Source organism: Actinosynnema sp. NPDC049800, assembly GCF_040656635.1.
In the GTDB taxonomy this organism is placed as follows: domain Bacteria; phylum Actinomycetota; class Actinomycetes; order Mycobacteriales; family Pseudonocardiaceae; genus Actinosynnema.
Window position 1 is genome coordinate 66,344 of sequence record NZ_JBFAMT010000038.1, and the last position, 19,502, is coordinate 85,845.

Genomic DNA, 19,502 nt, shown 5'->3' on the forward strand with positions numbered 1-19,502 from the left:
CCAGGGCCGCCGCCCGGTCCGGATCAACCACCAGCCGTTCGGCGGCAAGCACCAACCGACCAGGCCGACGCGGGCACCGGGCGTGCCGCGCCGCCGCTCGTACTGACCCGCGCACGACTCACACCCGAGGAGACCCGCTTGATCACCAAGTCCACGCTGTCGCTGAACGTCGACGACGTCACCGCGTCCAGCGACTTCTTCACCGCCCACTTCGGCTACACCGAGCAGATGGCCGCCGACGGGTTCGCGTCGCTGGCCCACGACGACGCGGTCGACCTCGTCCTGCTGCGCCGCGGCACCGAGGTGCTGCCCGAGGGCTTCCGCGACCAGCGCGCCGCCGGGCTGATCGTCGCCTTCACGGTCGCCGACCTGGCCGCGGAGCACGACCGGCTCCGCGCGGCGGGCGTCGGGATCACCATGCCGCTGCGCGAGGAACCGTGGGGTGAGCGCCTGTTCCAGGTGACCGACCCGAACGGCGTCATCGTCCAGCTCGTCGAATGGGTGAAGTTGTGACGCGCGGTCGCGGCGGGCGAGTGCCGGTACCCGAGGCACTCGCCCGTGCAGGTGAACGGAGCGGGGTTGCCCAGGCCCGATAGGCTCCCGGCGTGACCGCCGCAGCCAGCTCGGACGCAGACCTCATCACTGCGCACGCCGCCGGTGATCCGCACGCCTTCTCCGAGCTCGTGCGCAGGCACCGAGATCGCATGTGGGCCGTCGCGCTGCGCACGCTGCGCGACCCCGAGGAGGCCGCGGACGCGCTGCAGGAGGCGTTCATCTCCGCCTTCCGGGCAGCGGCCAGCTTCCGGGCCGAGTCCCAGGTCACGACCTGGCTGCACCGAATAGTCGTGAACGCCTGCCTGGACCGGATGCGCAGGCGACAAACCAGGCCGACCGTCCCCCTCCCCGAGGCAGGCCCCGGCGAGCCCGTGGCGCCCAGGGACGCGATGGCCGAGCGCGAGACCCGCCTGGTCGTCCAGGCCGCCCTCAACGAGCTGCCGGAAGAGCAGCGCGCCCCGATCGTGCTGGTCGACGTGGAGGGCTACTCGGTGGCCGAAACGGCGCAGCTGCTGGGCATCGCGGAGGGCACCGTGAAGTCGAGGTGCGCCCGCGGGCGTGCCAAGCTCGCCAAAGTTCTGGGACACCTCCGGAACCAGAGTGCAGATGCGAACGTCCCAATGAACGATGTGCAGGTGCAACAGGGACGTCAGTTGGAGGAACGATGACCGGCAATGCGCGGCGTTCAGGGCCGCCGTGGTCCGTCGACCTGCTGGCTGATCTGCACGCGGGGGCTCTGGACCCGCGGACCGAGGCCGAGTTGCGGCCACTGGTCGAGAACGACCCCGAGGCCCGCGAGATCCTCGCCGCCCTCGACGCGACGCTCGACGACCTGCACAACCTGCCGCCGATCCCCATGCCGCGCCACGTGGCCGAGCGGATCGACGCCGCCCTCGCCGAGGAGGCGCGCCCGGTCGCGCCGGTGGTCGACTTCGCGCAGGCCAAGGCCCGTCGCGCCAAGCGCCTCGGCTGGGGCGCGGGGCTGCTCGCGGCGGCCGCGGTCGCCGTCGGCGTCGCCGTGGTGACGCTGCCCGGGGACAACACCGCCGGTGACAACGTCGCGCAGCAGGACAAGACCACGAACGCGCCGGTCACGGGCAGCGCCGTGCCGCCCGGCAGCACCGACCGGATGCCCGCCGTGCGCGGCGAGAACTTCGGCCCGGTGTTCGGCGACGTGCTCAAGGCGCAGAACTACGGACCGCTGGAGAACCAGGAGCAGCTGGCCGACTGCCTGCGCGGGGCGAACATCACCGCGGGCAAGCCGCTCGGGGTCAGCCCCATCACGCTGGACGACAAGCCGGCCGTGATGGCGATCCTGCCCGCGGGCGCCCCCGGCGCGTACCGGATCGTGGTGGTCGACCCCCAGACCTGCGGCCCGGACAACCCCGACGGCGTCCTGGCGAACAGCACGATCGAGCCGTAGCCGGGCCGCGTAGCCCAACTCACCTCGACGGGGCGGAATTACCGCACCCTACGATCCGTTGTGCGAAGAGCCGGGCCGGGTGATCCGGGCCCGGGAGCGACTAACGGAGGTCGAGGGTGTCGGACGTTCGGAACCTGATCGTCGTGGGATCGGGGCCCGCCGGGTACACCGCGGCGGTCTACGCGGCGCGTGCCCAGCTCGAACCACTGGTGTTCGAGGGCTCGCAGTACGGCGGCGCGCTGATGACCACGACCGAAGTCGAGAACTACCCCGGTTTCCGCGACGGCATCATGGGCCCCGACCTCATGGAGCAGATGCGGGAGCAGGCGAAGCGCTTCGGCGCCGAGCTGCGCGCGGAGGACGTCGAGCAGCTCGAGCTCGACGGCCCGGTGAAGTACGTCACCGCGAACGGCAAGCGGTACGCCGCCCGTTCGGTGGTCCTCGCCATGGGCGCCGCGGCGCGCTACCTGCACGTTCCCGGTGAGCAGGAGCTGCTCGGCCGCGGCGTGTCGGCCTGCGCCACGTGCGACGGCTTCTTCTTCCGCGACCAGGACATCGCGGTGATCGGCGGCGGCGACTCGGCGATGGAGGAGGCGACGTTCCTCACCAAGTTCGCCCGGTCCGTCACGGTCATCCACCGCCGTGAGGAGTTCCGCGCCTCCAAGATCATGCTGGAGCGCGCGCGGGCCAACGAGAAGATCAAGTGGCTGCTGAACGCCGAGGTCGTCGAGGTGCTGGGCCAGGACGCGGGCTCCGTGTCCGGCGTGAAGACCCGCGACACCCGCACCGGTGAGGTGACCGAGCACCCGTTCACGGGCTTCTTCGTCGCCATCGGCCACGACCCCCGCAGCGAACTGGTCAAGGGCCAGGTCGAGCTGGACGGCGAGGGCTACGTCCAGGTCGTCGGCCGCACGACTCACACGAACGTGGACGGGGTGTTCGCCGCGGGCGACCTCGTCGACCACACCTACCGCCAGGCGATCACCGCCGCCGGGTCGGGCTGCGCCGCCGCGATCGACGCGGAGCGCTGGCTCGCCGAACACGGGACCACGGAGGCAGCCGTCACCGCCGAGCACGTCGGCGGCGGCTACGGCGAGCCCGTCTCCACCAGCTGAACCCACCTTTTCCGAGGGAGAAACACGACATGGCAGGCACCCCCGTGGTCACCTCCGACAAGACGTTCGTCGATGACGTCCTGACCAGCGACAAGCCGGTTCTGGTCGACTTCTGGGCGACCTGGTGCGGCCCGTGCAAGATGGTCGCCCCGGTGCTCGAGGAGATCGCCGCCGAGAACCCCGACAAGATCACCATCGCGAAGCTCGACATCGACGCCAACCCGTCGATCGCGCGGGACTACCAGATCATGTCGGTGCCGACGATGATCCTGTTCCAGAACGGCAAGCCGGTGAAGCAGATCGTCGGCGCCAAGCCGAAGGCCGCGCTGCTCAAGGACCTCTCCGACGTCCTCTGAGCGCAACCGATCAAGTGACCCGTCCGTCTTCAGAGGAGATGGGCGGGTCACTCGTTTGTGGACTCGCAACCACTCGCAGTAGCCCCGTCCGTGGCATCGGCGCGAGCAAGGCACAATAGGTCGTCAAGTTCGCGTCGACGGATGTCGGCGCCTTAGTGAGCGAGGGGTGCATGCTGCTACTCCGCCGCGGGGATTTCGGTCCGGACGTCGCCGAGGTCAGGGCAACGCTGACGAAGCTCGGTCTGCTGTCCGATCCGCAGCCGTCCCAGGTGTTCGACCTGCCGGTCGAGCACGCGGTGCGCGCGTTCCAGCAGCAGCGGGGTCTCATCACCGACGGTGTCGTCGGCCCCGCCACCTACCGCGCCCTGCGCGACGCGACGTACCGGCTCGGCGACCGCCCGCTCGCGTTCCTCATGGCGCAGCCGGTGACCGGTGACGACGTGTTCGCGTTGCAGGAGCGCCTGCTGGAGCTGGGTTACGACGCCGGCCGGGCCAACGGCGAGTTCGGTCACCAGACCGAGCTGGCGTTGCGGAGCTTCCAACGCGACTACGGCCTGATCGTCGACGGCATGTGCGGCCCCGACACGGTCCGCGCGCTGCGCCAGCTGCAGCCCAAGGTGCGCGGCGGCCGACCGGTGTTCCTGCGCGAGCAGGAGCGGGTCCGCCGGGCCGGGCCGAGGCTGTCCGGCAAGCGCATCATCATCGACCCCGGTCACGGCGGCGAGGACCGCGGTGTCGTGGTCGACGGCGTGTCCGAGGCCGACGTCATGCTCGACCTGGCCAGGCTGCTCGAGGGCAAGATGGCCGCCACCGGCATGGAGGCCCTGCTCACGCGGGGGCCGAACCACAACCCGGACGAGGGCGAACGGGCCCGGTTCGCCAACGAGGCGGGCGCCGACCTGATCCTGTCCCTGCACACCGACCGCAACTCCTCGCCCCTGGCCTCCGGCGTGGCGACGTTCCACTTCGGTACGGGCAACGGCACGTCGTCCACGGTCGGCGAGGCGCTGGCGGGGTTCATCCAGCGCGAGATCGTCGCGCGCACCGGCATGCTCGACTGCCGCACGCACCCGAAGACGTGGGACATGCTCCGGATGACCCGCTGCACGGCGGTCCGCGTCGAGGTCGGCTACCTGACCAACGCGGGCGACCGGCAGCGGCTGGCCAACCCGTCGTTCCGCGACGTGGTCGCCGAGGGCATCCTGGTCGCGGTGAAGCGCCTGTACCTGCTGGGCAAGGACGACCAGCCGACCGGCACGTTCACCATGGACGACCTGCTGCGGCACGAGGTGGCCACCGGCAAGCTCCGCTGACGTCAGGGTCCGCCGCCGTGACGGCGTGGACCTGATCCTCACCCGTGAGGACCGGGTGCGGTCCGCCGCGGAGGCTCGGTCGCGGCGGCACGGGCGTGGCAGAGCACCGCCGCGATCCACGCGGACCCGACCCTCGCGGATCGACTCTCCGGCCCGCTGAACGACGACTCCGGCCCCGTCCCCGCCCCTGCCGGGAGTTGACGGCGTGCCCGCGAAACGAGGTGATCGGGTCGCGCCGCCCGGCCGCCCCGGACACTGGGAAGCGCGCTTCGCCACGTCCGAGGCGGCCAAGGGCTGGGAAGAACTCCGCCAAGCCGCCCGATCGAACGTCCGGGAGGCGTGGATCGTGCTCGCCGGGCGACCGCTCGTTCAGCGGCAGTACGAGGTCACTGCCGGTGGGCGGATCTGGTTCTGCCCCGACCCGGACAGGTGCATCGTGTGGGTCGTGGCGGCCGGCACAGGGCACCCGAAGGCGACGGAGTAGCCGACTACCAGCCCGTCAGCACGTCCAGCACCTCGGCCACTGCGTCCTCGTCGTCCGCGCGGTTCTGGGCGCGCAGGTCCAGCATCAGGTCGGTCAGCTCGTCGACCAGCTGCTCGGCCGGGATGCCCTCGGCCTGCCACCCGTCGAGCAGTGTGCGAATCTTCACGAAGTCCCGCGAGCCCTCGATGATCGCGAGTACTTTGCCCTGGATCTCGACACCCACGTCCACGAGTCGATCTTATTGGCCGGCGCCGCCGGTGAGGAGCACGATGGAGTTCTACCGCCTCGAACCCGAGGTCGCCGGCGCGTTGGACGAAGGAACCGTGATCGACGCCGCGGCCCAGCCGCCGCGCATCGAGGCGGTGCACTACGAGATCACCGACTGGGCGGGCGACGACCTGATCGAGGCGTTCCCCGTCTACCTGGTCACCGACGACCTGGCCGACACGCTGGTCGACAGCGGGCTGGACGCGTTCCGCATCCGCCGCGCCACGGTGACCGTCTCGGACGAGGCGCAGGAGATGCTGGAGGGCAAGGAGCTGCCCACCTTCCACTGGCTGGAAGTGACCGGTCAGGCGGGCGTGGACGACGTCGGCGTCACCGACCAGGGCCAGCTCGTCGTCAGCGAGCAGGCGCTCGACCTGCTGCAGTCCGGCACGCTGGAGAACTGCGACGTCGACCGCTTCTAGCGGGCGGGCATCTCCCACGGGATGCTCGGCAGCACGTGGCCGGTCTCCAGCAGCGACTTCAGGTTCGACAGCACGGCCGCCCAGCCGGACGCCGCCTGCGCGCGCTCGGCCTCGTCGGCCAGGTCCGCGTGCGTCACGGTCAGCCGCACGATCTCGCCGTACACGTCGACCCGGAACGTCACCGTCGACGTCACGGCCGGCTCCGCCGGGTCGGCCCACGTCGTCACCAGCAGGCGCGGCGGGTCGGCCTCGACGACCTGGCCCACCACGTCGTCCACCTCCGACCCGTCCACGCGCCGGTGCGCCCACGCCGAGCCCACCTGCCAGTCCGAGACGTTGCGGTGGCCCCAGTACTGCGCCGTCACGTCCGCGTCCGTGAGGGCCTCCCACACCCGCTCAGGCGTGCTCTCGATGTACGTCACGTACACGAACTCCGGCTTCACCGGTTCCTCCGCTCGTCGTTTCACGTCGCTGAGCAGCCGCAACCGCGGCCGCTCGAACTTGTCGATCCACCGCTCCTGCACCTCGTGCAGCGGCACCGGGTTGAGGTAGTGCAACTTCTCCCGGCCGCGGCGGGTGGTGCTCACCAGGTTCGCCGCCTCCAGCACGGCCAGGTGCTGGGTGACGGACTGCCTGGTCATGCCCAGCCGGGCGCACAGCTCGCCGAGGGTCTGGCCGTTCTCCTCGTGCAGCCGGTCCAGCAGGTAGCGGCGGGTCTCGTCGGCCAGGGCCTTGAACACCTTGTCCACGCCGCACGTTATGCAGGCATTTACCTGCATGTCAACCCACGACGAAGAACCCGCAGGTCACCGCAGGTCTCACACAGGCTTGAAACTGGGCTCCGCGGGCGCGGCGGTCACCGTCACCGAGCTGAGCAGGCGCTCCAACGCCGCCTCCACGTCTTCCTTCCAGGACGACGCGCTGCGCAGCTCCAGCCGCAACCGCGGCCAGCGGGGGTGGGGGCGCACCGTCTTGAAGCCGACCTGCAACAGGAAGTCGGCGGGCGTGACGCAACTCGGCCCGTCGACCTCCGGCCGGTTGTCGCCGAACGCCTCGATCGCCTTCACGCCGCGACGCGTGAGGTCCTTGGCCACCGTCTGCACCAGCACCCGCCCGAGACCGCCACCGCGGAACTCCGGCAGCACCTCGAGCCCGGTCATCAGCACCGCGTCGGGGCTGGCGGGGGAGGTGGGGAAGGCCAACGACCTCGGCACGGCCGCGGGAGGCGCATAGAACACGGACCCGGCGGGAATCCCGTCCAGGTAGATGATCCGACCGCAGGAACCCCACTCCAACAGCACGCTGGAGACCCAGGCCTCCTTCTCGAACTCGGTGTCCCCGAATTCCTCGGCCTGCTCCTTCAGATGGGGCGCGAGCTCCCAGAACACGCAGGTCCGACTGTGCTTGGAGAGGTGCTCCAGGTTGTCCAAGGTGACGCCAACGACACGACGCGACACCCCGACCTCCAAGCCCCCGAACAGATCCCCCCACGAGGATAGGCGGATGTGACCCCCGCCCGGAAGGCAGATGCCCCGAACGGGACGGCCGTTACACTCGGGCGGGAACAAACCCGCCGGTAACGCCCCACCTACGGAGTTTCCCGTGAACCTACCCGGATTGCCCCCTATGCAGGGAGCCAGAAGCCTCGACCCCCACCTGCGCCGGTACGCGGCGCGCACGGCGGGCATGACGGCATCGGAGATCCGGGCGCTCTTCGCGGTGGCGAGCAGGCCTGAGGTGGTGTCCCTGGCGGGTGGGATGCCGCACCTGGCAGCACTGCCGCTGGAGTCCCTCAGCGCGGAAGTGGCCGACGTCGTGGCCACCGAGGGACTCGTCGCGCTCCAGTACGGCAGCGCGCACGGCGTGCCCGAGCTGCGTGAGCAGATCTGCGACGTGATGGCGCTGGAGGGCATCAACGCCCACCCGGACGACGTCGTGGTGACCGTCGGCTCCCAGATGGGCCTGGACATGGTCACCCGCATCTTCTGCGACCCCGGTGACGTCGTGCTGGCCGAGGGCCCGTCCTACGTGGGGGCCCTGGGCTCCTTCGCCGCCTACCAGGCCCAGGTCGTCCACGTGGGCATGGACGCCGACGGCCTCATGCCCGAGGCCCTCCGCGAGGCCATCGCCTCGGTGGAGCGCTCCGGCCGCCGGATCAAGTTCCTCTACACGATCCCCAACTTCCACAACCCGGCCGGCGTCACGCTCGCCGTCCAGCGCCGTGCCGAGGTGCTCGACATCTGCCGCACGCACGGCATCCTCGTGGTGGAGGACAACCCGTACGGCCTGCTGGGCTTCGACGGCGTCACGTACCCGGCCCTGCGCGCGACCGACCCGGACAACGTCGTCTACCTGGGCTCGTTCTCCAAGACCTTCGCCGCGGGCCTCCGGGTCGGCTGGGTCCTCGCGCCGCACGCCGTCCGCGAGAAGCTCGTCCTGGCGGCCGAGTCGGCCACCCTCTGCCCCCCGACCCTGAACCAGCTGATCGTGTCGCGCTACCTCAAGACGCACGACTGGCAGGGTCAGATCAAGACCTACCGCGAGGCCTACCGGGAACGCCGTGACGCGGCGATCTCGTCACTCGAACAGCACATGCCGCTTGGTTCCACGTGGAACAAGCCGAACGGCGGCTTCTACGTCTGGGTGACCGTCCCCGAGGGCATCGACACCAAGGCCATGCTGCCCCGCGCCATCACGCAACGCGTGGCGTACGCCTCGGGCACCGGCTTCTACGCCGACGGCCTCGGCAGCCGCCAGCTCCGCATCTCGTACTGCTACCCGACGCCAGAACGCATCCGCGAGGGCGTGCGACGGCTCGCGAACGTCATCAAGGACGAGATCGAGCTGCACGAGACGTTCGGCCCGACCGTGGGCCGCGCCGTCTCCGGCCCGCACAGCCCCTCGCCCGACACCGCTTGATCAGGAGCACACGTTGTCCAACCGCTGGGTCGCAGTCCTGTCCGGGGGCCTTTCGCACGAGCGGGAGGTGTCCCTGCGATCCGGTCGCAGGCTGTCCGCCGCGCTGCGCTCGGTCGGCCTGGTCGTGGAGGAGTGGGACGCCGACGGCACCCTGCTCACCCGGCTGAAGGAGCACCGTCCCGACGCCGTCGTGGTGGCACTGCACGGCGGCGAGGGCGAGAACGGCTCCGTGCAGACCATCCTGGAGCTGATGGACGTCCCGTTCGTCGGCACGGACTCGCGCGCCTGCCGCCGTGCCTGGGACAAGCCGACCGCGAAGGGCGAACTGGCCCGCGCCGGCCTGGCCACCCCGGAGTGGGCCGTGCTGCCGCACGCCACGTTCCGCGAACTCGGCGCCCAACCCGTCCTGGACGCCATGGTCGACCGACTCGGCCTGCCACTGATGCTCAAGCCGGACCAAGGCGGCTCCGCCCTGGGCGCCCAGGTAGTGCGGGACGCGGCCGAACTCCCGACCGCCATGGTCGGCTGCCTGGCCTACGGCAACACCGTCCTGGCCGAACGCTTCGTGGAAGGCGTCGAAGTCGCCGTCTCGGTCGTCGACGGCCCGGACGGCCCCTACGCCCTCCCGCCGGTCGAGATCGTCCCGGAAAACGGCGTCTACGACTACACCGCCCGCTACACCGCCGGCCTGACCGACTTCCACGCCCCGGCACGCCTCGACGAGAAGGCCGCCCAAGCAGTCGGCGAACTGGCCGTCTCCGCCCACCGCCTCCTAGGCCTGCGCGACGTCTCCCGCACCGACGCCATCGTCGCCCCGGACGGCACCGTCAACTTCCTGGAAGTCAACGTCTCACCCGGCCTCACGGAGACCTCCCTCCTCCCGATGGCGGTGGAGGCCGCCGGCCAGTCCTTGGGCGACATCTACGCCGGCCTCATCGAGCGCGCAGTCACCCGTTAAACCCTCCAACCAACCACAACGGCCCGTGTCCAACTGGACACGGGCCGTCATCGTCACCGTGACAAAAGACCCCTGGGTGATCCCTTACACCCCAAACGAATCCCATTTGTCCGTTTCCACCCAAGATCCAACCAACCCTCAAAAATCACCCCAGCGGACCCGCAGCGCACCCCACCGAGGCCCGATTTGACATGGGTTCGGGTGCTTTAGGCTGGTCGAAGCCGGCAGGCCTGGCGGGACGCTTTTCCCCGCCGGGCCTGCCGGCTTTGGCCTGCCTGGAGTGCCCGTAAGGGCCCCATGTCAAATCGAGCCGGACCTGACCCGAGCAGCCGGACCTGAGCGTGACCACCGACCCGAACCTGCCCCGACCCGTCACACCGACCCAGGCCCCGACCGCTCCCTCTGCCCAGCCTCCGGCGACATGAGCTGAATGATCCGCTCCAGATCGTCGACGGACCCGAACTCCACCACGATCCGCCCCTTCCGCTGCCCCAACTCGACCTTCACCCGAGTGTCGAAGTTGTCCGACAACCGCTCCGCCAGCTCCTGCAACCCGGGCGCCTGCATCGGCTTGCGCCGCACGGCCTTCGCCTTGGCCGGCTCCGCGCCCTTGGCCAGCGTCACCGCTTCCTCGGTAGCCCGGACCGACATGCCCTCGGCGACGATCCGGGCAGCCAGCTCCTCCTGCACCCCCGGGTCCTCGACCCCCAACAACGCCCGGGCGTGCCCCGCCGACAGCACCCCGGCCGCCACCCGCCGCTGCACCGGCAGCGGCAGCTTCAGCAGCCGGATCGTGTTCGTCACCACCGGCCGGCTCCGGCCGATCCGGTCGGCCAGCTCCTCGTGCGTCACCCCGAACTCCTCCAGCAGCTGCTGGTAGGCGGACGCCTCTTCCAACGGGTTCAGCTGCACGCGGTGGATGTTCTCCAGCAGCGCGTCACGCAGCATCACGTCGTCGGCCGTGTGCCGGACGATCGCCGGGATCGTCTTCAACCCCGCCAGCTGGGTCGCCCGCCACCGCCGCTCGCCCATGACGAGCTCGTAGGTGTCGGTCCCGGTCGCCCGCACCACGATGGGCTGCATCAGCCCGAACTCGCGGATCGAGTGCTCCAGCTCCCGCAGCGCCTCTTCGTCGAACACCTGCCGCGGCTGCTTCGGATTCGTTCGAATAGCCGTGACCGGCAGCTCCTGGTACACCGCGCCGGCCACCTCCCCGGTCGGGCCAGGGGAGGGCGCAGGGGTGGACGCCCCGTTGGACGACCCGTTCGCCGACCCGTTGGAACCCGACCGCGCCGGCGACGGCGACGGTGTGCCGGGCGGTGGGCCGCTCGGGATCAGGGCCGCGAGCCCGCGGCCGAGGCCACCCTTGCGCTGTTCCGTCATGCCGACCCCATCTCCGCGCCGAACTCGGCGATCTCCCGTGCCGCGTCGAGGTAGCTCATCGCGCCCCGTGAGCCGGGATCGTAGGTGAGCACCGTCTGACCGAATCCTGGTGCCTCGGAGACCTTCACGCTGCGCGGGATCACCGTTTTGAGGACCGTGTCGCCGAAGTGGCCGCGCACCTCGCTGGTCACCTGGTCGGCCAGCTTCGTGCGGCCGTCGTACATCGTCAGCAGGATCGTGGACACGTTGAGCGTCGGGTTCAGGTGCGCCTGCACCAGCTCGATGTTCCGCAGCAGCTGACCCAACCCCTCCAACGCGTAGTACTCGCACTGGATCGGGATCAGCACCTCCTGCGCGGCGACCATCGCGTTGACGGTCAGCAGGCCGAGCGACGGCGGGCAGTCGATGAACACGTAGTCCGGCTTGATGGAGTCCAGCGCCTCGGGGCTCAGCGCTTCCTTCAGCCGCGACTCGCGGGCGACCATCGAGACCAACTCGATCTCCGCGCCCGCCAGGTCGATCGTGGCCGGCACGCAGTACAGGTTGGGGGACTGGTTGCTGACCTGAGCCGCTTCGGCCACGGACAGCTCACCGATGAGCACCTCGTACACCGACGGCGTGCCGGAGCGGTGCTCGACGGCCAGCGCCGTGCTCGCGTTGCCCTGCGGGTCGAGGTCGATGACGAGCACCTTGAGACCGTGGATGGCGAGCGCGGCGGCCAGGTTCACCGTGCTCGTGGTCTTGCCGACGCCACCCTTCTGGTTGGCGACCACCATGACCCGGCGCCGGTCCGGACGGGGGAGTTGGAGGGAGTCGGGGTGCAGGACGCGGGTGGCGCGTGCCGCTTCTTCCGCGATGGGGGTCCACACGGTGCTGTCTCCTGCCGGTTCCACGTTGTTTGCCAAGTTCGACTCGGATGCGGGACGGAGCACTTCACCCGCGTCCACCACGCCTTCGGGTTCGGTTTCACGTGAAACACCGGCCGCTTGGAACACCGGTTGCAGGGGGTCGGGGTACACGTTCACCGATCCTTCCTTCTGCGACGCGCGCCTTCACGGCGGCTCGCCTGCTCATCGCGCTCCACGAGCACGACCGTCGTCGGCAGTTCGAGTACTTCACCACCGCAGGTGATGACGCGCGGTCGGATCCCTCCGGCCCGGCGCACCGCCTCGGCGTCGCGTTCCAGTTCTTCCGCGGCGCTCTCGCCCTTGAGAGCGACCAGACGTCCACCCGGCCGGAGCAGCGGCAGGCACCACCGCGTCAGCCGTTCCAGCGGGGCCACCGCGCGCGCCGTCACGACGTCGCTGTCACCCAGCTGCTCCCGCACCGGCGGCTCCTCGGCCCGGCCACGCACCACGGCGACGTTCAGCCCGAGCGCGTCGACGCACTCGGTCAGCCACGCCACCCGCCGTGCCATCGGCTCCAGGAGCGTCAGCTCCAGGTCCGGCCGCGCGATCGCCAGGGGGATCCCCGGCAGGCCCGCGCCCGAGCCCACGTCCACGACGCGTGAGCCCTGGGGCAGCAACTCCGCCACGACGGCCGAGTTGAGGATGTGCCGCTCCCAGAGCCGGTCGACCTCCCGCGGGCCGATGAGCCCGCGTTCGACGCCGTGCTCGGTGAGCAGTGCCGTGAAGGCGACCGCCTTGTCGTAGTGGTCACCGAAGACCTTCTTCGCGCGGTCTTCCACCTCTGCGGCCATGTCTCCGTCCGGGACGTTTCACGTGAAACCACACCAGACGCCGGCGGCGGCCGGGTGTGGGCGATGGGGTTGGGCGTCTCGCCAAGGAGGCGATGAGCCCCACGAGATGTGCCGGTCCCCACTATGACGGATCACCCCGGCGACACGCCAAATCCGAGTCGCGTTTCACGTGAAACTTTCAATCCGACCGTCCTTGGGGAGCACCCGGAGGAGCTCCAACGCGTAGTCGACCGACTCGACGTGATCCAACTCCGACACTTCCTCGAGCGGGAACCACGCCGCATGGTCCGTGCTCCCGCCGACCTCGAACGTCAGCTCGCCGCCGACGACGTGCGCCTCGTACATGATCCGGATGCGGTGGTAGTCCAAGTCGACCCCGTCCCGCGCCAGCGGACCGTGGACGTTCTGGATGCCGAGCAGCCGGTCCACCTCCGCCCGGTAGCCGGTCTCCTCGAACACCTCGCGGACCACCGCGTCGTACGGGTCCTCACCGTGGTCGAGCCCGCCGCCGGGCAGGATCCACATCGGCCGGTCCGGTCCGAGCCAGCGGGAGAGGAGCAGCCGGCCGTCTTCGATGATCACGGCGTAGGCGGCGACGCGGAGCTTGCGGATGTTCCCAGTCATGCCGCGACCGTTTCACGTGAAACACGACGAGGGGAAGAGACAGGGATGTACAAGATCAGACCGGGGGTGCTGAGCACGATGGGTCACCCCTACGGCCTCCAGCACATCGCCGACCTCGCGGCGGCCGGCGTGGAGGTGATCGTGTGCGCGCTCACCGAGACGGAGCTGGCCGAGCTCGACCTGACCGACGAACCCGAGGCCGCCCGCGACGCCGGCATCACCTTCCACTGGCTGCCGATCCCGGACTTCGGCATCCCCGCCACCACTCCGGACCTCGACCCCGTGCTCCGCGACATGCGCGCGGGCCGGCACGTCGTCGTCCACTGCTGGGGCGGGATCGGCCGCTCCTCGTTGCTCGCCGGCGCGCTCCTCGTCATGGACGGCGCGTCACCGGAAGCGGCGTGGCAGGCGATCTCCGAGGCGCGCGGCCGGGACGTGCCCGAGACCGACGAGCAGCGCGCGTGGCTGACCACCTTCGCCCCAGCCCGGTTCTGGGACGCCCAGGCCGCGACGTTCGACGAGGACGCCGACCACGGACTGCGCGACCCAGCCGTCCGCCAGGCGTGGGCCGACGTGCTCCTCCCACGACTCCCACCCGCTCCCGCCGCGGTGGTCGACCTCGGGTGCGGCACGGGCAGCCTCACCGCGTTGCTCGCCGAGGCCGGCCACCACGCGAGCGGCCTCGACCTCTCCGAACGGATGCTCTCGGCGGCCCGCGCCAAGGCTCCCGGCGTCGACTTCCGCCAGGGCGACGCGGCCGACCCGCCGTACCCGCCGGGCAGCTTCGACGTCGTGCTGGCCCGGCACGTCCTCTGGGCGCTGCCCGACCCGGCCGCCGCGCTCGACCGGTGGCGCGCGCTCCTCAAGCCGAACGGCCGCCTGATCCTGATCGAGGGCCGCTGGTCCACGGGCGCCGGCCTCACCGCCGCCGAGTGCGTGGCGCTGCTGGGGGAGGGCAACGTCCACCCGCTCACGGACCCGACCCTCTGGGGCCGGGAGATCACCGACGAGCGCTACCTGATCGAGTCTTCTTAACCCCACCCACCGACCGCCCACCCCACCCGCCAACCAGAACGGCCCCGGTCCCACCAGGGACCGGGGCCGTTCGGCCAAACCGCTTCGAGCACCCGCTCAGGGCTTCGGCAGCACCACCACGCGGCGCTGGGGCTCCTCGCCCTCGCTCTCGCTGTGCACGCCCGCCACGGCGGCGACGGCGTCGTGCACGACCTTCCGCTCGAACGGGGTCATCGGGTGCAGCCGCACCTTCTCACCCGTCGCCACCACCTTCTCCGCCGTGGTCCGGCCGAGGTCGGCGAGTTCGGCACGTCGTCCGGCGCGCCACCCGGCGATGTCGAGCATGAGGCGGCTGCGCACACCCGTCTCCTGCTGCACCGCGAGCCGGGTCAGCTCCTGCAACGACTCCAGGACCGTGCCGCGGGGACCGACCAGCTTCTCCAGGTCGTCACCGCCGTCGATGCTCACGATCGCCCGACCCGCCTCGACGTCGAGGTCGATGTCGCCGTCGTAGTCGAGCAGGTCCAACAGCCGCTCGAGGTAGTCCCCGGCGATGTCGCCCTCCTGGACGAGCAGGTCCTCCGAACTCCCCGAGCGCGCCGGCGGAGCCTTGTCGGCCTCCGGTGCGTCCACGTCGGCCGCCTGCAACGTCTCCGACACGATGTCTCCTCTCCAGGGTCAACGACGCTTCTTGTTGCCCTGCTTCTTGCCTGGGGATCGGTCTGGGCTCAGACCGGGAACCTCGGTGGACGGCTTCGCGGTCGGCGTCGACTCGCTCGCGTCCGGGGTGGCCTTGGCCTCGGAGGCAGCACCGGAGGCGGGCTGGGCGCCCGCGGGCTTGCGCTGCGGCTGCGGCTTCTGGCCGGGCTTGGGCTTGGTCGCGGGCTTCACGCCCGGCTTCGGCGCGAGCGCCGACCGCTGCGCGGTGGCCTCGACCTTCTTCGCCTCTTCCTCGCGGTCGATGCGGTGGTACACGACGTACTGCTGGCCCAGCGTCCACGCGTTGTTGCTCAGCCAGTAGAGCAGGATCGCGACGGGGAAGAAGAGACCACCGACGAGCACGCCGAGCGGGAAGATGTAGAGCGTCAGCTTGTTCATGATCGCGGTCTGCGGGTTGTCCGCCGCCGCCTGCGTCTGCCGGGCCACCGAGTGCCGCGCGGTGAAGTGCGTCGCGATCGAGGCGATGATCATCAACGGGATCGAGACCAGCAGCACCGCGTTGCGGCTGGTGGCGAACTGCTCCAGCTCCTGGGCCGGCATCGTGATGAAGGTCGACAGGTTCGCGCCGAACAGCTTCGCGTTGACGAACGACTCCACGCCCTGCGCGTCGAAGAAGTAGACCTCGCCCCAGCCGGGCCGGAACGAGCGCAGCACGTGGAACAGGCCGATGAAGACCGGGATCTGCACCAGCATCGGCAGGCAGCCGCCCAGCGGGTTGACGCCGTGCTCCGACTGGAGCTTCTGCATCTCCTGCGCCTGGCGCTGCTTGTCGTTCGCGTACTTCTTCTTGATCTTCTGCAGCTCGGGCGCGAACTCCTGCATCTTGCGCATCGAGCGGACCTGGCCGACGAACGGCTTGAACAGGATCGCGCGCAGCGTGAAGACGAGGAACACCACGGCCAGGGCCCACGCGAACCCGCTCGACTCGCCGAAGATGTGGCCGAACACCCAGTGCCAACACCACAGGATGAAGGACACCGGGTAGTAGATGAAGTTGAGCACTAGCTACTCCTCGGCAGGAAGGTCGGGGACCGCGTTTCGCCTCGGCGGAACCGGGTCCAGGCCACCAGGGTGCCAGGGTCCGCAGCGACCCAGCCGGCGCAGGGTCAGCCAGGAACCGCGCAACGCACCGTGGACGGTCAACGCCTCCACCGCGTACGCACTGCAACTCGGGTGGAAACGGCAGGTCGGGGGCAGTGCCGGTGAGATGAACTTCCGGTAGAAGCGCACCGGTAGCAGCAGCACCCGCACGACGGGGCTCACCTGGACGGTCGTCATCGCAGCACCTTGTGCAGCGCCGCGTCGAGGTCACGGCCGAGCTCGGCGCTGTCCGCATCGGCTGACGGTGCCAACGCGCGCACGACCAGTGAAGTTCCGGGCGGCAGCACGTCGAGCCGGTCCCGGACCACGTGCCGGAGCTTGCGGCTCACGCGGTGCCGGACCACGGAGTTGCCCACGGCCTTGCTCACGACGAAGCCCACCTTGGACGGGTCCAAGGTGGGCTGCGCCGACGTCAGGACGTGCACCACCAGCCGGGACCGGCCGGCCCGGCGGCCTCGGCGGACCACCAGGCCGAAGTCCTGGCTGCGGGTCAGCCGATTGGCCGCGGGTAGCACGGCGCTGCGGCGATCAGGCGGACAGCTGCTTGCGGCCCTTGCCACGGCGCGCGGCCAGGATGGCGCGACCGGCGCGGGTGCGCATGCGCAGCCGGAACCCGTGGGTCTTGGCACGGCGGCGGTTGTTGGGCTGGAAGGTGCGCTTACCCTTGCTCACGGTCGGACTCCCGGTGCTTAACTGCCAAGCAGGTCTGTGGTTGTCCCCAGCGATCAAGCCTTAGGCGCGCGAAAAGCACCCCACGCAAGCGGGAGACGGTTACGAGGGTACGCAGCCCCGGGGCGCGGGCCAAATCGGGGTCGCACCCGGGGCGGGCCGGGCGGCGTTCCAGGCACGGAAAAGGCTTGCGCGGCGGTACGCCTTGTGGCAAGGCCCGCACCTTGTTAGCGTGCTGCCTTCGCGGGTGATGCGGGTTGGCGCGGGCCGGGTTGCACGAGGGACGACAGCCCCCGCCACGCCGGCCGCAGGTGCTCGGGAGCAACGGGGGGATCCGCTGCGCTCCGGGCCGCGTTCGTGCACAGTTGTGGATAACTCTGTGGATGCCTCTATTCTCCGTGTCCACGTCGTGGAAGTTCCCCGGGGACTGACCGCGGAGACGTCACCGAGGGGAGGGGAGCGCGGAGGTGTCCGACCACCAGACCGATCTGGGTCTCGTGTGGGAGCAGGTCGTGCAGGAGCTCGCAGCCAGCACGTTGTCCCCCCAACAGCGCGCTTGGATGCGCGTGACCCGGCCCATCGGGCTGCTCGACGGGACCGCGCTGCTCGCCGCGCCGAGTGACTTCGCCAAGGAAGCCATCGAGCGCGCGCTGCGCGAACCGATCACCGCCGCCCTCTCCCGCCGGCTCGGCCGAGCCGTCTCGCTGGCCGTGAAGGTCGACTCGCCCGACCCGCCGACGGCGCAGATCCCGGTGGCCGTGCCCGTGCCCGGACCGGTCCCCGGACCGCCGCCCGGCGCCGTGCCCATCAACGGTGTGCCGGCCTTCGACGCGGAGACCGAGGGCGACACCGAGGGTGAAGGCGAAGAGGTCGACGAGGAGGGCGAGGCGCTCGCCGCCGTCACCGAGATCTGGCCCACGTTCAGCGGTGGTCACGCCGCGCCGAGCGGCATGCCCTACACCCGGCCCGCCAACCCGGTGGCCTCGCAGACCAGGCTGAACGAGAAGTACAACTTCGACACCTTCGTCATCGGCGCGTCCAACCGCTTCGCGCACGCCGCCGCGGTGGCCGTCGCCGAGGCGCCCGCCCGCGCGTACAACCCGCTGTTCATCTGGGGTGAGTCCGGGCTCGGCAAGACGCACCTGCTGCACGCGGTCGGGCACTACGCCCAGCGGCTGTTCCCCGGCATGCGCGTGCGGTACGTGTCGACGGAGGAGTTCACCAACGACTTCATCAACTCCCTGCGTGACGACCGCAAGGTCGCCTTCCAACGCCGGTACCGGGACATCGACGTGCTGCTGGTCGACGACATCCAGTTCCTGGAGGGCAAGGAAGGCACGCAGGAGGAGTTCTTCCACACCTTCAACACGCTGCACAACGCGAACAAGCAGATCGTGGTGTCCTCCGACCGGCCGCCCAAGCGGCTGGAGACCCTGGAGGACCGGCTGCGGACGCGGTTCGAGTGGGGCCTCATCACCGACATCCAGCCGCCCGAGCTGGAGACGCGCATCGCCATCCTGCGCAAGAAGGCCGCGCAGGACCGGCTGGCCGCGCCCGCCGAGGTGCTGGAGTTCATCGCGGCCCGGATCGAGCGGAACATCCGCGAGCTCGAGGGCGCGCTCATCCGCGTCACCGCGTTCGCCTCGCTCAACCGGCAGCCGGTCGACGTGCAGCTGGCCGAGATCGTCCTGCGCGACCTGATCCCGGACTCGCACGCCCCGGAGATCACCGCGCCCACGATCATGGCGGTCACCGCGGAGTTCTTCTCCGTGTCCATAGACGACCTGTGCGGGCCCGGCAAGACGAAGGTCCTGGCCCAGGCGCGGCAGATCTCCATGTACCTGTGCCGCGAGCTGACGGACCTGTCGCTGCCGAAGATCGGCCAGACGTTCGGCGGCCGCGACCACACGACCGTCATGCACGCGGACAAGAAGATCCGCAAGGAGATGGCCGAGCGCCGCCGGGTGTACGAGCAGGTGCAGGAGCTGACGTCGCGCATCAAGCAGCGCGCCCGCCACACCCCCTGACCCGCAAACGCTTGCGTCCACCCTCCCGCCGCCGCGCCTGACGGTCAGCTCGGTCCAAGCGCCGGACGCCCCTCAACCGCGCCTGGACCTCCTGCACCCGGCGCCGCGCATCCCGGTGGACCCGGCTTCTCCCACCCCGGCCCCACCGCTCCGGTGGTCGACAGCCGTCCTCGCATCCGCCGTACCCGGCCGCCCGCATCCGGCAGACCGCCATGGCGGCGTCCCGGCACGCCCCCCAGCAGTCGGGCCGGCGTGCGGTCGCGGGCACCCAGTCGACGGCCATCCGGCAGCCGGCTCGGCGGGCGGCCGGCGTGCTCGGCGGGCAGGTGGCTCGGCGGGTGGCGGTCGGCCGGACATCGTCCGCCGCGGATCCGGGTCGCACCCGGGTGCGCCCGATGCCGAACGGCAGGAACGCGGCGCGCGCCAGTGGGTCGACGCGTTCGGGCAGCCACC

At 70.5% G+C, this 19,502-nt stretch carries 25 protein-coding genes; 13 read left to right on the forward strand and 12 right to left on the reverse strand.

Annotated features, from left to right (window positions below; genetic code table 11):
* Window positions 1-138 precede the first annotated feature (138 nt).
* From AB0I91_RS31510 to AB0I91_RS31540, 7 genes are all read left to right on the forward strand, one after another.
* Window positions 139-513 (forward strand): VOC family protein, encoded by a 375-nt coding sequence (locus tag AB0I91_RS31510; RefSeq protein WP_498771394.1) that lies wholly within the window; start codon window positions 139-141, stop codon window positions 511-513.
* A gap of 92 nt (window positions 514-605) precedes the next feature.
* A complete protein-coding gene (gene sigM / locus AB0I91_RS31515; protein WP_053714533.1) occupies window positions 606-1,223 on the forward strand; it encodes an RNA polymerase sigma factor SigM in 618 nt (205 codons plus the stop codon).
* Window positions 1,220-1,978 carry an RsmA family anti-sigma factor gene (locus AB0I91_RS31520; RefSeq protein WP_498771392.1) on the forward strand — a complete coding sequence of 253 codons (759 nt, stop codon included), beginning with the start codon at window positions 1,220-1,222 and terminating at the stop codon, window positions 1,976-1,978. The genes sigM and AB0I91_RS31520 overlap by 4 nt, the downstream gene beginning before the upstream one ends.
* Window positions 1,979-2,094: 116 nt before the next feature.
* Window positions 2,095-3,093 carry a thioredoxin-disulfide reductase gene (gene trxB, locus AB0I91_RS31525; RefSeq protein ID WP_498771390.1) on the forward strand — a complete coding sequence of 333 codons (999 nt, stop codon included), beginning with the start codon at window positions 2,095-2,097 and terminating at the stop codon, window positions 3,091-3,093.
* A gap of 29 nt (window positions 3,094-3,122) precedes the next feature.
* The gene (gene trxA, locus AB0I91_RS31530) at window positions 3,123-3,449 is read left to right on the forward strand and encodes a thioredoxin (protein WP_498771388.1); all 327 of its coding nucleotides are present in this window, start codon (window positions 3,123-3,125) and stop codon (window positions 3,447-3,449) included.
* A gap of 170 nt (window positions 3,450-3,619) precedes the next feature.
* On the forward strand, window positions 3,620-4,762 hold the full coding sequence (locus AB0I91_RS31535) for an N-acetylmuramoyl-L-alanine amidase (RefSeq protein WP_498771386.1): 1,143 nt from the start codon (window positions 3,620-3,622) through the stop codon (window positions 4,760-4,762).
* A gap of 205 nt (window positions 4,763-4,967) precedes the next feature.
* A complete protein-coding gene (locus AB0I91_RS31540) occupies window positions 4,968-5,246 on the forward strand; it encodes a hypothetical protein (RefSeq protein ID WP_499640228.1) in 279 nt (92 codons plus the stop codon).
* Window positions 5,247-5,250: 4 nt separating this feature from the next.
* On the opposite strand, the gene AB0I91_RS31545 is transcribed toward AB0I91_RS31540, so the two are convergent.
* Window positions 5,251-5,475, reverse strand: a complete 225-nt coding sequence (locus AB0I91_RS31545; protein WP_230569500.1) for a hypothetical protein — start codon at window positions 5,473-5,475, stop codon at window positions 5,251-5,253.
* A 40-nt stretch (window positions 5,476-5,515) separates the two neighbouring features.
* On the opposite strand from AB0I91_RS31545, the gene AB0I91_RS31550 reads away from it, so the two are divergent.
* The gene (locus AB0I91_RS31550) at window positions 5,516-5,935 is read left to right on the forward strand and encodes a hypothetical protein (protein ID WP_498771382.1); all 420 of its coding nucleotides are present in this window, start codon (window positions 5,516-5,518) and stop codon (window positions 5,933-5,935) included.
* On the opposite strand, the gene AB0I91_RS31555 is transcribed toward AB0I91_RS31550, so the two are convergent.
* Both AB0I91_RS31555 and AB0I91_RS31560 read right to left on the reverse strand, forming a co-directional pair.
* The gene (locus AB0I91_RS31555; protein WP_498771380.1) at window positions 5,932-6,684 is read right to left on the reverse strand and encodes an ArsR/SmtB family transcription factor; all 753 of its coding nucleotides are present in this window, start codon (window positions 6,682-6,684) and stop codon (window positions 5,932-5,934) included. The two genes, AB0I91_RS31550 and AB0I91_RS31555, sit on opposite strands and share 4 nt — an antisense overlap.
* Window positions 6,685-6,753: 69 nt before the next feature.
* Window positions 6,754-7,392, reverse strand: coding sequence for a GNAT family N-acetyltransferase (locus AB0I91_RS31560; protein WP_498771378.1), 639 nt, complete (start codon window positions 7,390-7,392; stop codon window positions 6,754-6,756).
* A gap of 169 nt (window positions 7,393-7,561) precedes the next feature.
* Between AB0I91_RS31560 and AB0I91_RS31565 the strand changes: the two genes are divergently transcribed.
* Window positions 7,562-8,854, forward strand: coding sequence for an aminotransferase-like domain-containing protein (locus AB0I91_RS31565; protein ID WP_230569496.1), 1,293 nt, complete (start codon window positions 7,562-7,564; stop codon window positions 8,852-8,854).
* A 13-nt stretch (window positions 8,855-8,867) separates the two neighbouring features.
* Window positions 8,868-9,812, forward strand: a complete 945-nt coding sequence (locus AB0I91_RS31570) for a D-alanine--D-alanine ligase family protein (RefSeq protein ID WP_499607646.1) — start codon at window positions 8,868-8,870, stop codon at window positions 9,810-9,812.
* Between the two features lie 372 nt (window positions 9,813-10,184).
* Here the strand turns inward: AB0I91_RS31570 and AB0I91_RS31575 are convergent, their stop codons facing one another.
* The 4 genes from AB0I91_RS31575 to AB0I91_RS31590 all read right to left on the reverse strand — a co-directional run bounded on the left by AB0I91_RS31575 (window position 10,185) and on the right by AB0I91_RS31590 (window position 13,518).
* Window positions 10,185-11,195, reverse strand: coding sequence for a ParB/RepB/Spo0J family partition protein (locus AB0I91_RS31575; protein ID WP_498771373.1), 1,011 nt, complete (start codon window positions 11,193-11,195; stop codon window positions 10,185-10,187).
* A complete protein-coding gene (locus tag AB0I91_RS31580; protein WP_170185177.1) occupies window positions 11,192-12,088 on the reverse strand; it encodes a ParA family protein in 897 nt (298 codons plus the stop codon). Before AB0I91_RS31580 ends, AB0I91_RS31575 begins: the two co-directional genes overlap by 4 nt.
* Window positions 12,089-12,216: 128 nt before the next feature.
* A complete protein-coding gene (rsmG, locus tag AB0I91_RS31585; RefSeq protein ID WP_498771371.1) occupies window positions 12,217-12,894 on the reverse strand; it encodes a 16S rRNA (guanine(527)-N(7))-methyltransferase RsmG in 678 nt (225 codons plus the stop codon).
* Window positions 12,895-13,059: 165 nt separating this feature from the next.
* Window positions 13,060-13,518: an NUDIX hydrolase gene (locus AB0I91_RS31590; protein ID WP_499640230.1), complete on the reverse strand. Its 459-nt coding sequence runs from the start codon at window positions 13,516-13,518 to the stop codon at window positions 13,060-13,062.
* Window positions 13,519-13,563: 45 nt separating this feature from the next.
* Between AB0I91_RS31590 and AB0I91_RS31595 the strand changes: the two genes are divergently transcribed.
* Window positions 13,564-14,553, forward strand: a complete 990-nt coding sequence (locus tag AB0I91_RS31595; protein ID WP_499640232.1) for a methyltransferase domain-containing protein — start codon at window positions 13,564-13,566, stop codon at window positions 14,551-14,553.
* A gap of 96 nt (window positions 14,554-14,649) precedes the next feature.
* Here the strand turns inward: AB0I91_RS31595 and AB0I91_RS31600 are convergent, their stop codons facing one another.
* From AB0I91_RS31600 to rpmH, 5 genes are read right to left on the reverse strand one after another with little or no spacing between them, the layout of a single operon-like run.
* Window positions 14,650-15,192 carry a Jag family protein gene (locus tag AB0I91_RS31600; protein ID WP_498771365.1) on the reverse strand — a complete coding sequence of 181 codons (543 nt, stop codon included), beginning with the start codon at window positions 15,190-15,192 and terminating at the stop codon, window positions 14,650-14,652.
* An 18-nt stretch (window positions 15,193-15,210) separates the two neighbouring features.
* Complete coding sequence (yidC, locus tag AB0I91_RS31605) at window positions 15,211-16,254, reverse strand: membrane protein insertase YidC (protein WP_498771363.1); 1,044 nt, start codon at window positions 16,252-16,254, stop codon at window positions 15,211-15,213.
* Window positions 16,255-16,257: 3 nt separating this feature from the next.
* Window positions 16,258-16,530 carry a membrane protein insertion efficiency factor YidD gene (gene yidD, locus AB0I91_RS31610; RefSeq protein WP_230569489.1) on the reverse strand — a complete coding sequence of 91 codons (273 nt, stop codon included), beginning with the start codon at window positions 16,528-16,530 and terminating at the stop codon, window positions 16,258-16,260.
* Window positions 16,527-16,868 carry a ribonuclease P protein component gene (gene rnpA, locus AB0I91_RS31615; RefSeq protein ID WP_230569488.1) on the reverse strand — a complete coding sequence of 114 codons (342 nt, stop codon included), beginning with the start codon at window positions 16,866-16,868 and terminating at the stop codon, window positions 16,527-16,529. The genes yidD and rnpA overlap by 4 nt, the downstream gene beginning before the upstream one ends.
* A gap of 13 nt (window positions 16,869-16,881) precedes the next feature.
* Window positions 16,882-17,025, reverse strand: coding sequence for a 50S ribosomal protein L34 (gene rpmH, locus AB0I91_RS31620; protein ID WP_073897783.1), 144 nt, complete (start codon window positions 17,023-17,025; stop codon window positions 16,882-16,884).
* 464 nt (window positions 17,026-17,489) lie between these two features.
* Here rpmH and dnaA point away from each other — a divergent pair, with 464 nt between their 5' ends.
* The gene (gene dnaA / locus AB0I91_RS31625) at window positions 17,490-19,049 is read left to right on the forward strand and encodes a chromosomal replication initiator protein DnaA (RefSeq protein WP_498771360.1); all 1,560 of its coding nucleotides are present in this window, start codon (window positions 17,490-17,492) and stop codon (window positions 19,047-19,049) included.
* A gap of 212 nt (window positions 19,050-19,261) precedes the next feature.
* Window positions 19,262-19,502, forward strand: a 241-nt coding sequence (locus AB0I91_RS31630) for a hypothetical protein (RefSeq protein WP_499640234.1), incomplete at its 3' end; no start/stop codon positions are given.

Bases quoted from the DNA above. Each gene is read 5' to 3' on its own strand.
- AB0I91_RS31565 (WP_230569496.1), top strand. From the start codon at position 7,562: ATGCAGGGAGCCAGAAGCCTCGACCCCCACCTGCGCCGGTACGCGGCG.
- trxA (WP_498771388.1), top strand. From the start codon at position 3,123: ATGGCAGGCACCCCCGTGGTCACCTCCGACAAGACGTTCGTCGATGAC.
- AB0I91_RS31590 (WP_499640230.1), bottom strand. From the start codon at position 13,518: ATGACTGGGAACATCCGCAAGCTCCGCGTCGCCGCCTACGCCGTGATC.
- AB0I91_RS31575 (WP_498771373.1), bottom strand. From the start codon at position 11,195: ATGACGGAACAGCGCAAGGGTGGCCTCGGCCGCGGGCTCGCGGCCCTG.
- AB0I91_RS31520 (WP_498771392.1), top strand. From the start codon at position 1,220: ATGACCGGCAATGCGCGGCGTTCAGGGCCGCCGTGGTCCGTCGACCTG.
- rsmG (WP_498771371.1), bottom strand. From the start codon at position 12,894: ATGGCCGCAGAGGTGGAAGACCGCGCGAAGAAGGTCTTCGGTGACCAC.
- AB0I91_RS31535 (WP_498771386.1), top strand. From the start codon at position 3,620: ATGCTGCTACTCCGCCGCGGGGATTTCGGTCCGGACGTCGCCGAGGTC.
- yidD (WP_230569489.1), bottom strand. From the start codon at position 16,530: ATGACGACCGTCCAGGTGAGCCCCGTCGTGCGGGTGCTGCTGCTACCG.
- AB0I91_RS31550 (WP_498771382.1), top strand. From the start codon at position 5,516: ATGGAGTTCTACCGCCTCGAACCCGAGGTCGCCGGCGCGTTGGACGAA.
- AB0I91_RS31595 (WP_499640232.1), top strand. From the start codon at position 13,564: ATGTACAAGATCAGACCGGGGGTGCTGAGCACGATGGGTCACCCCTAC.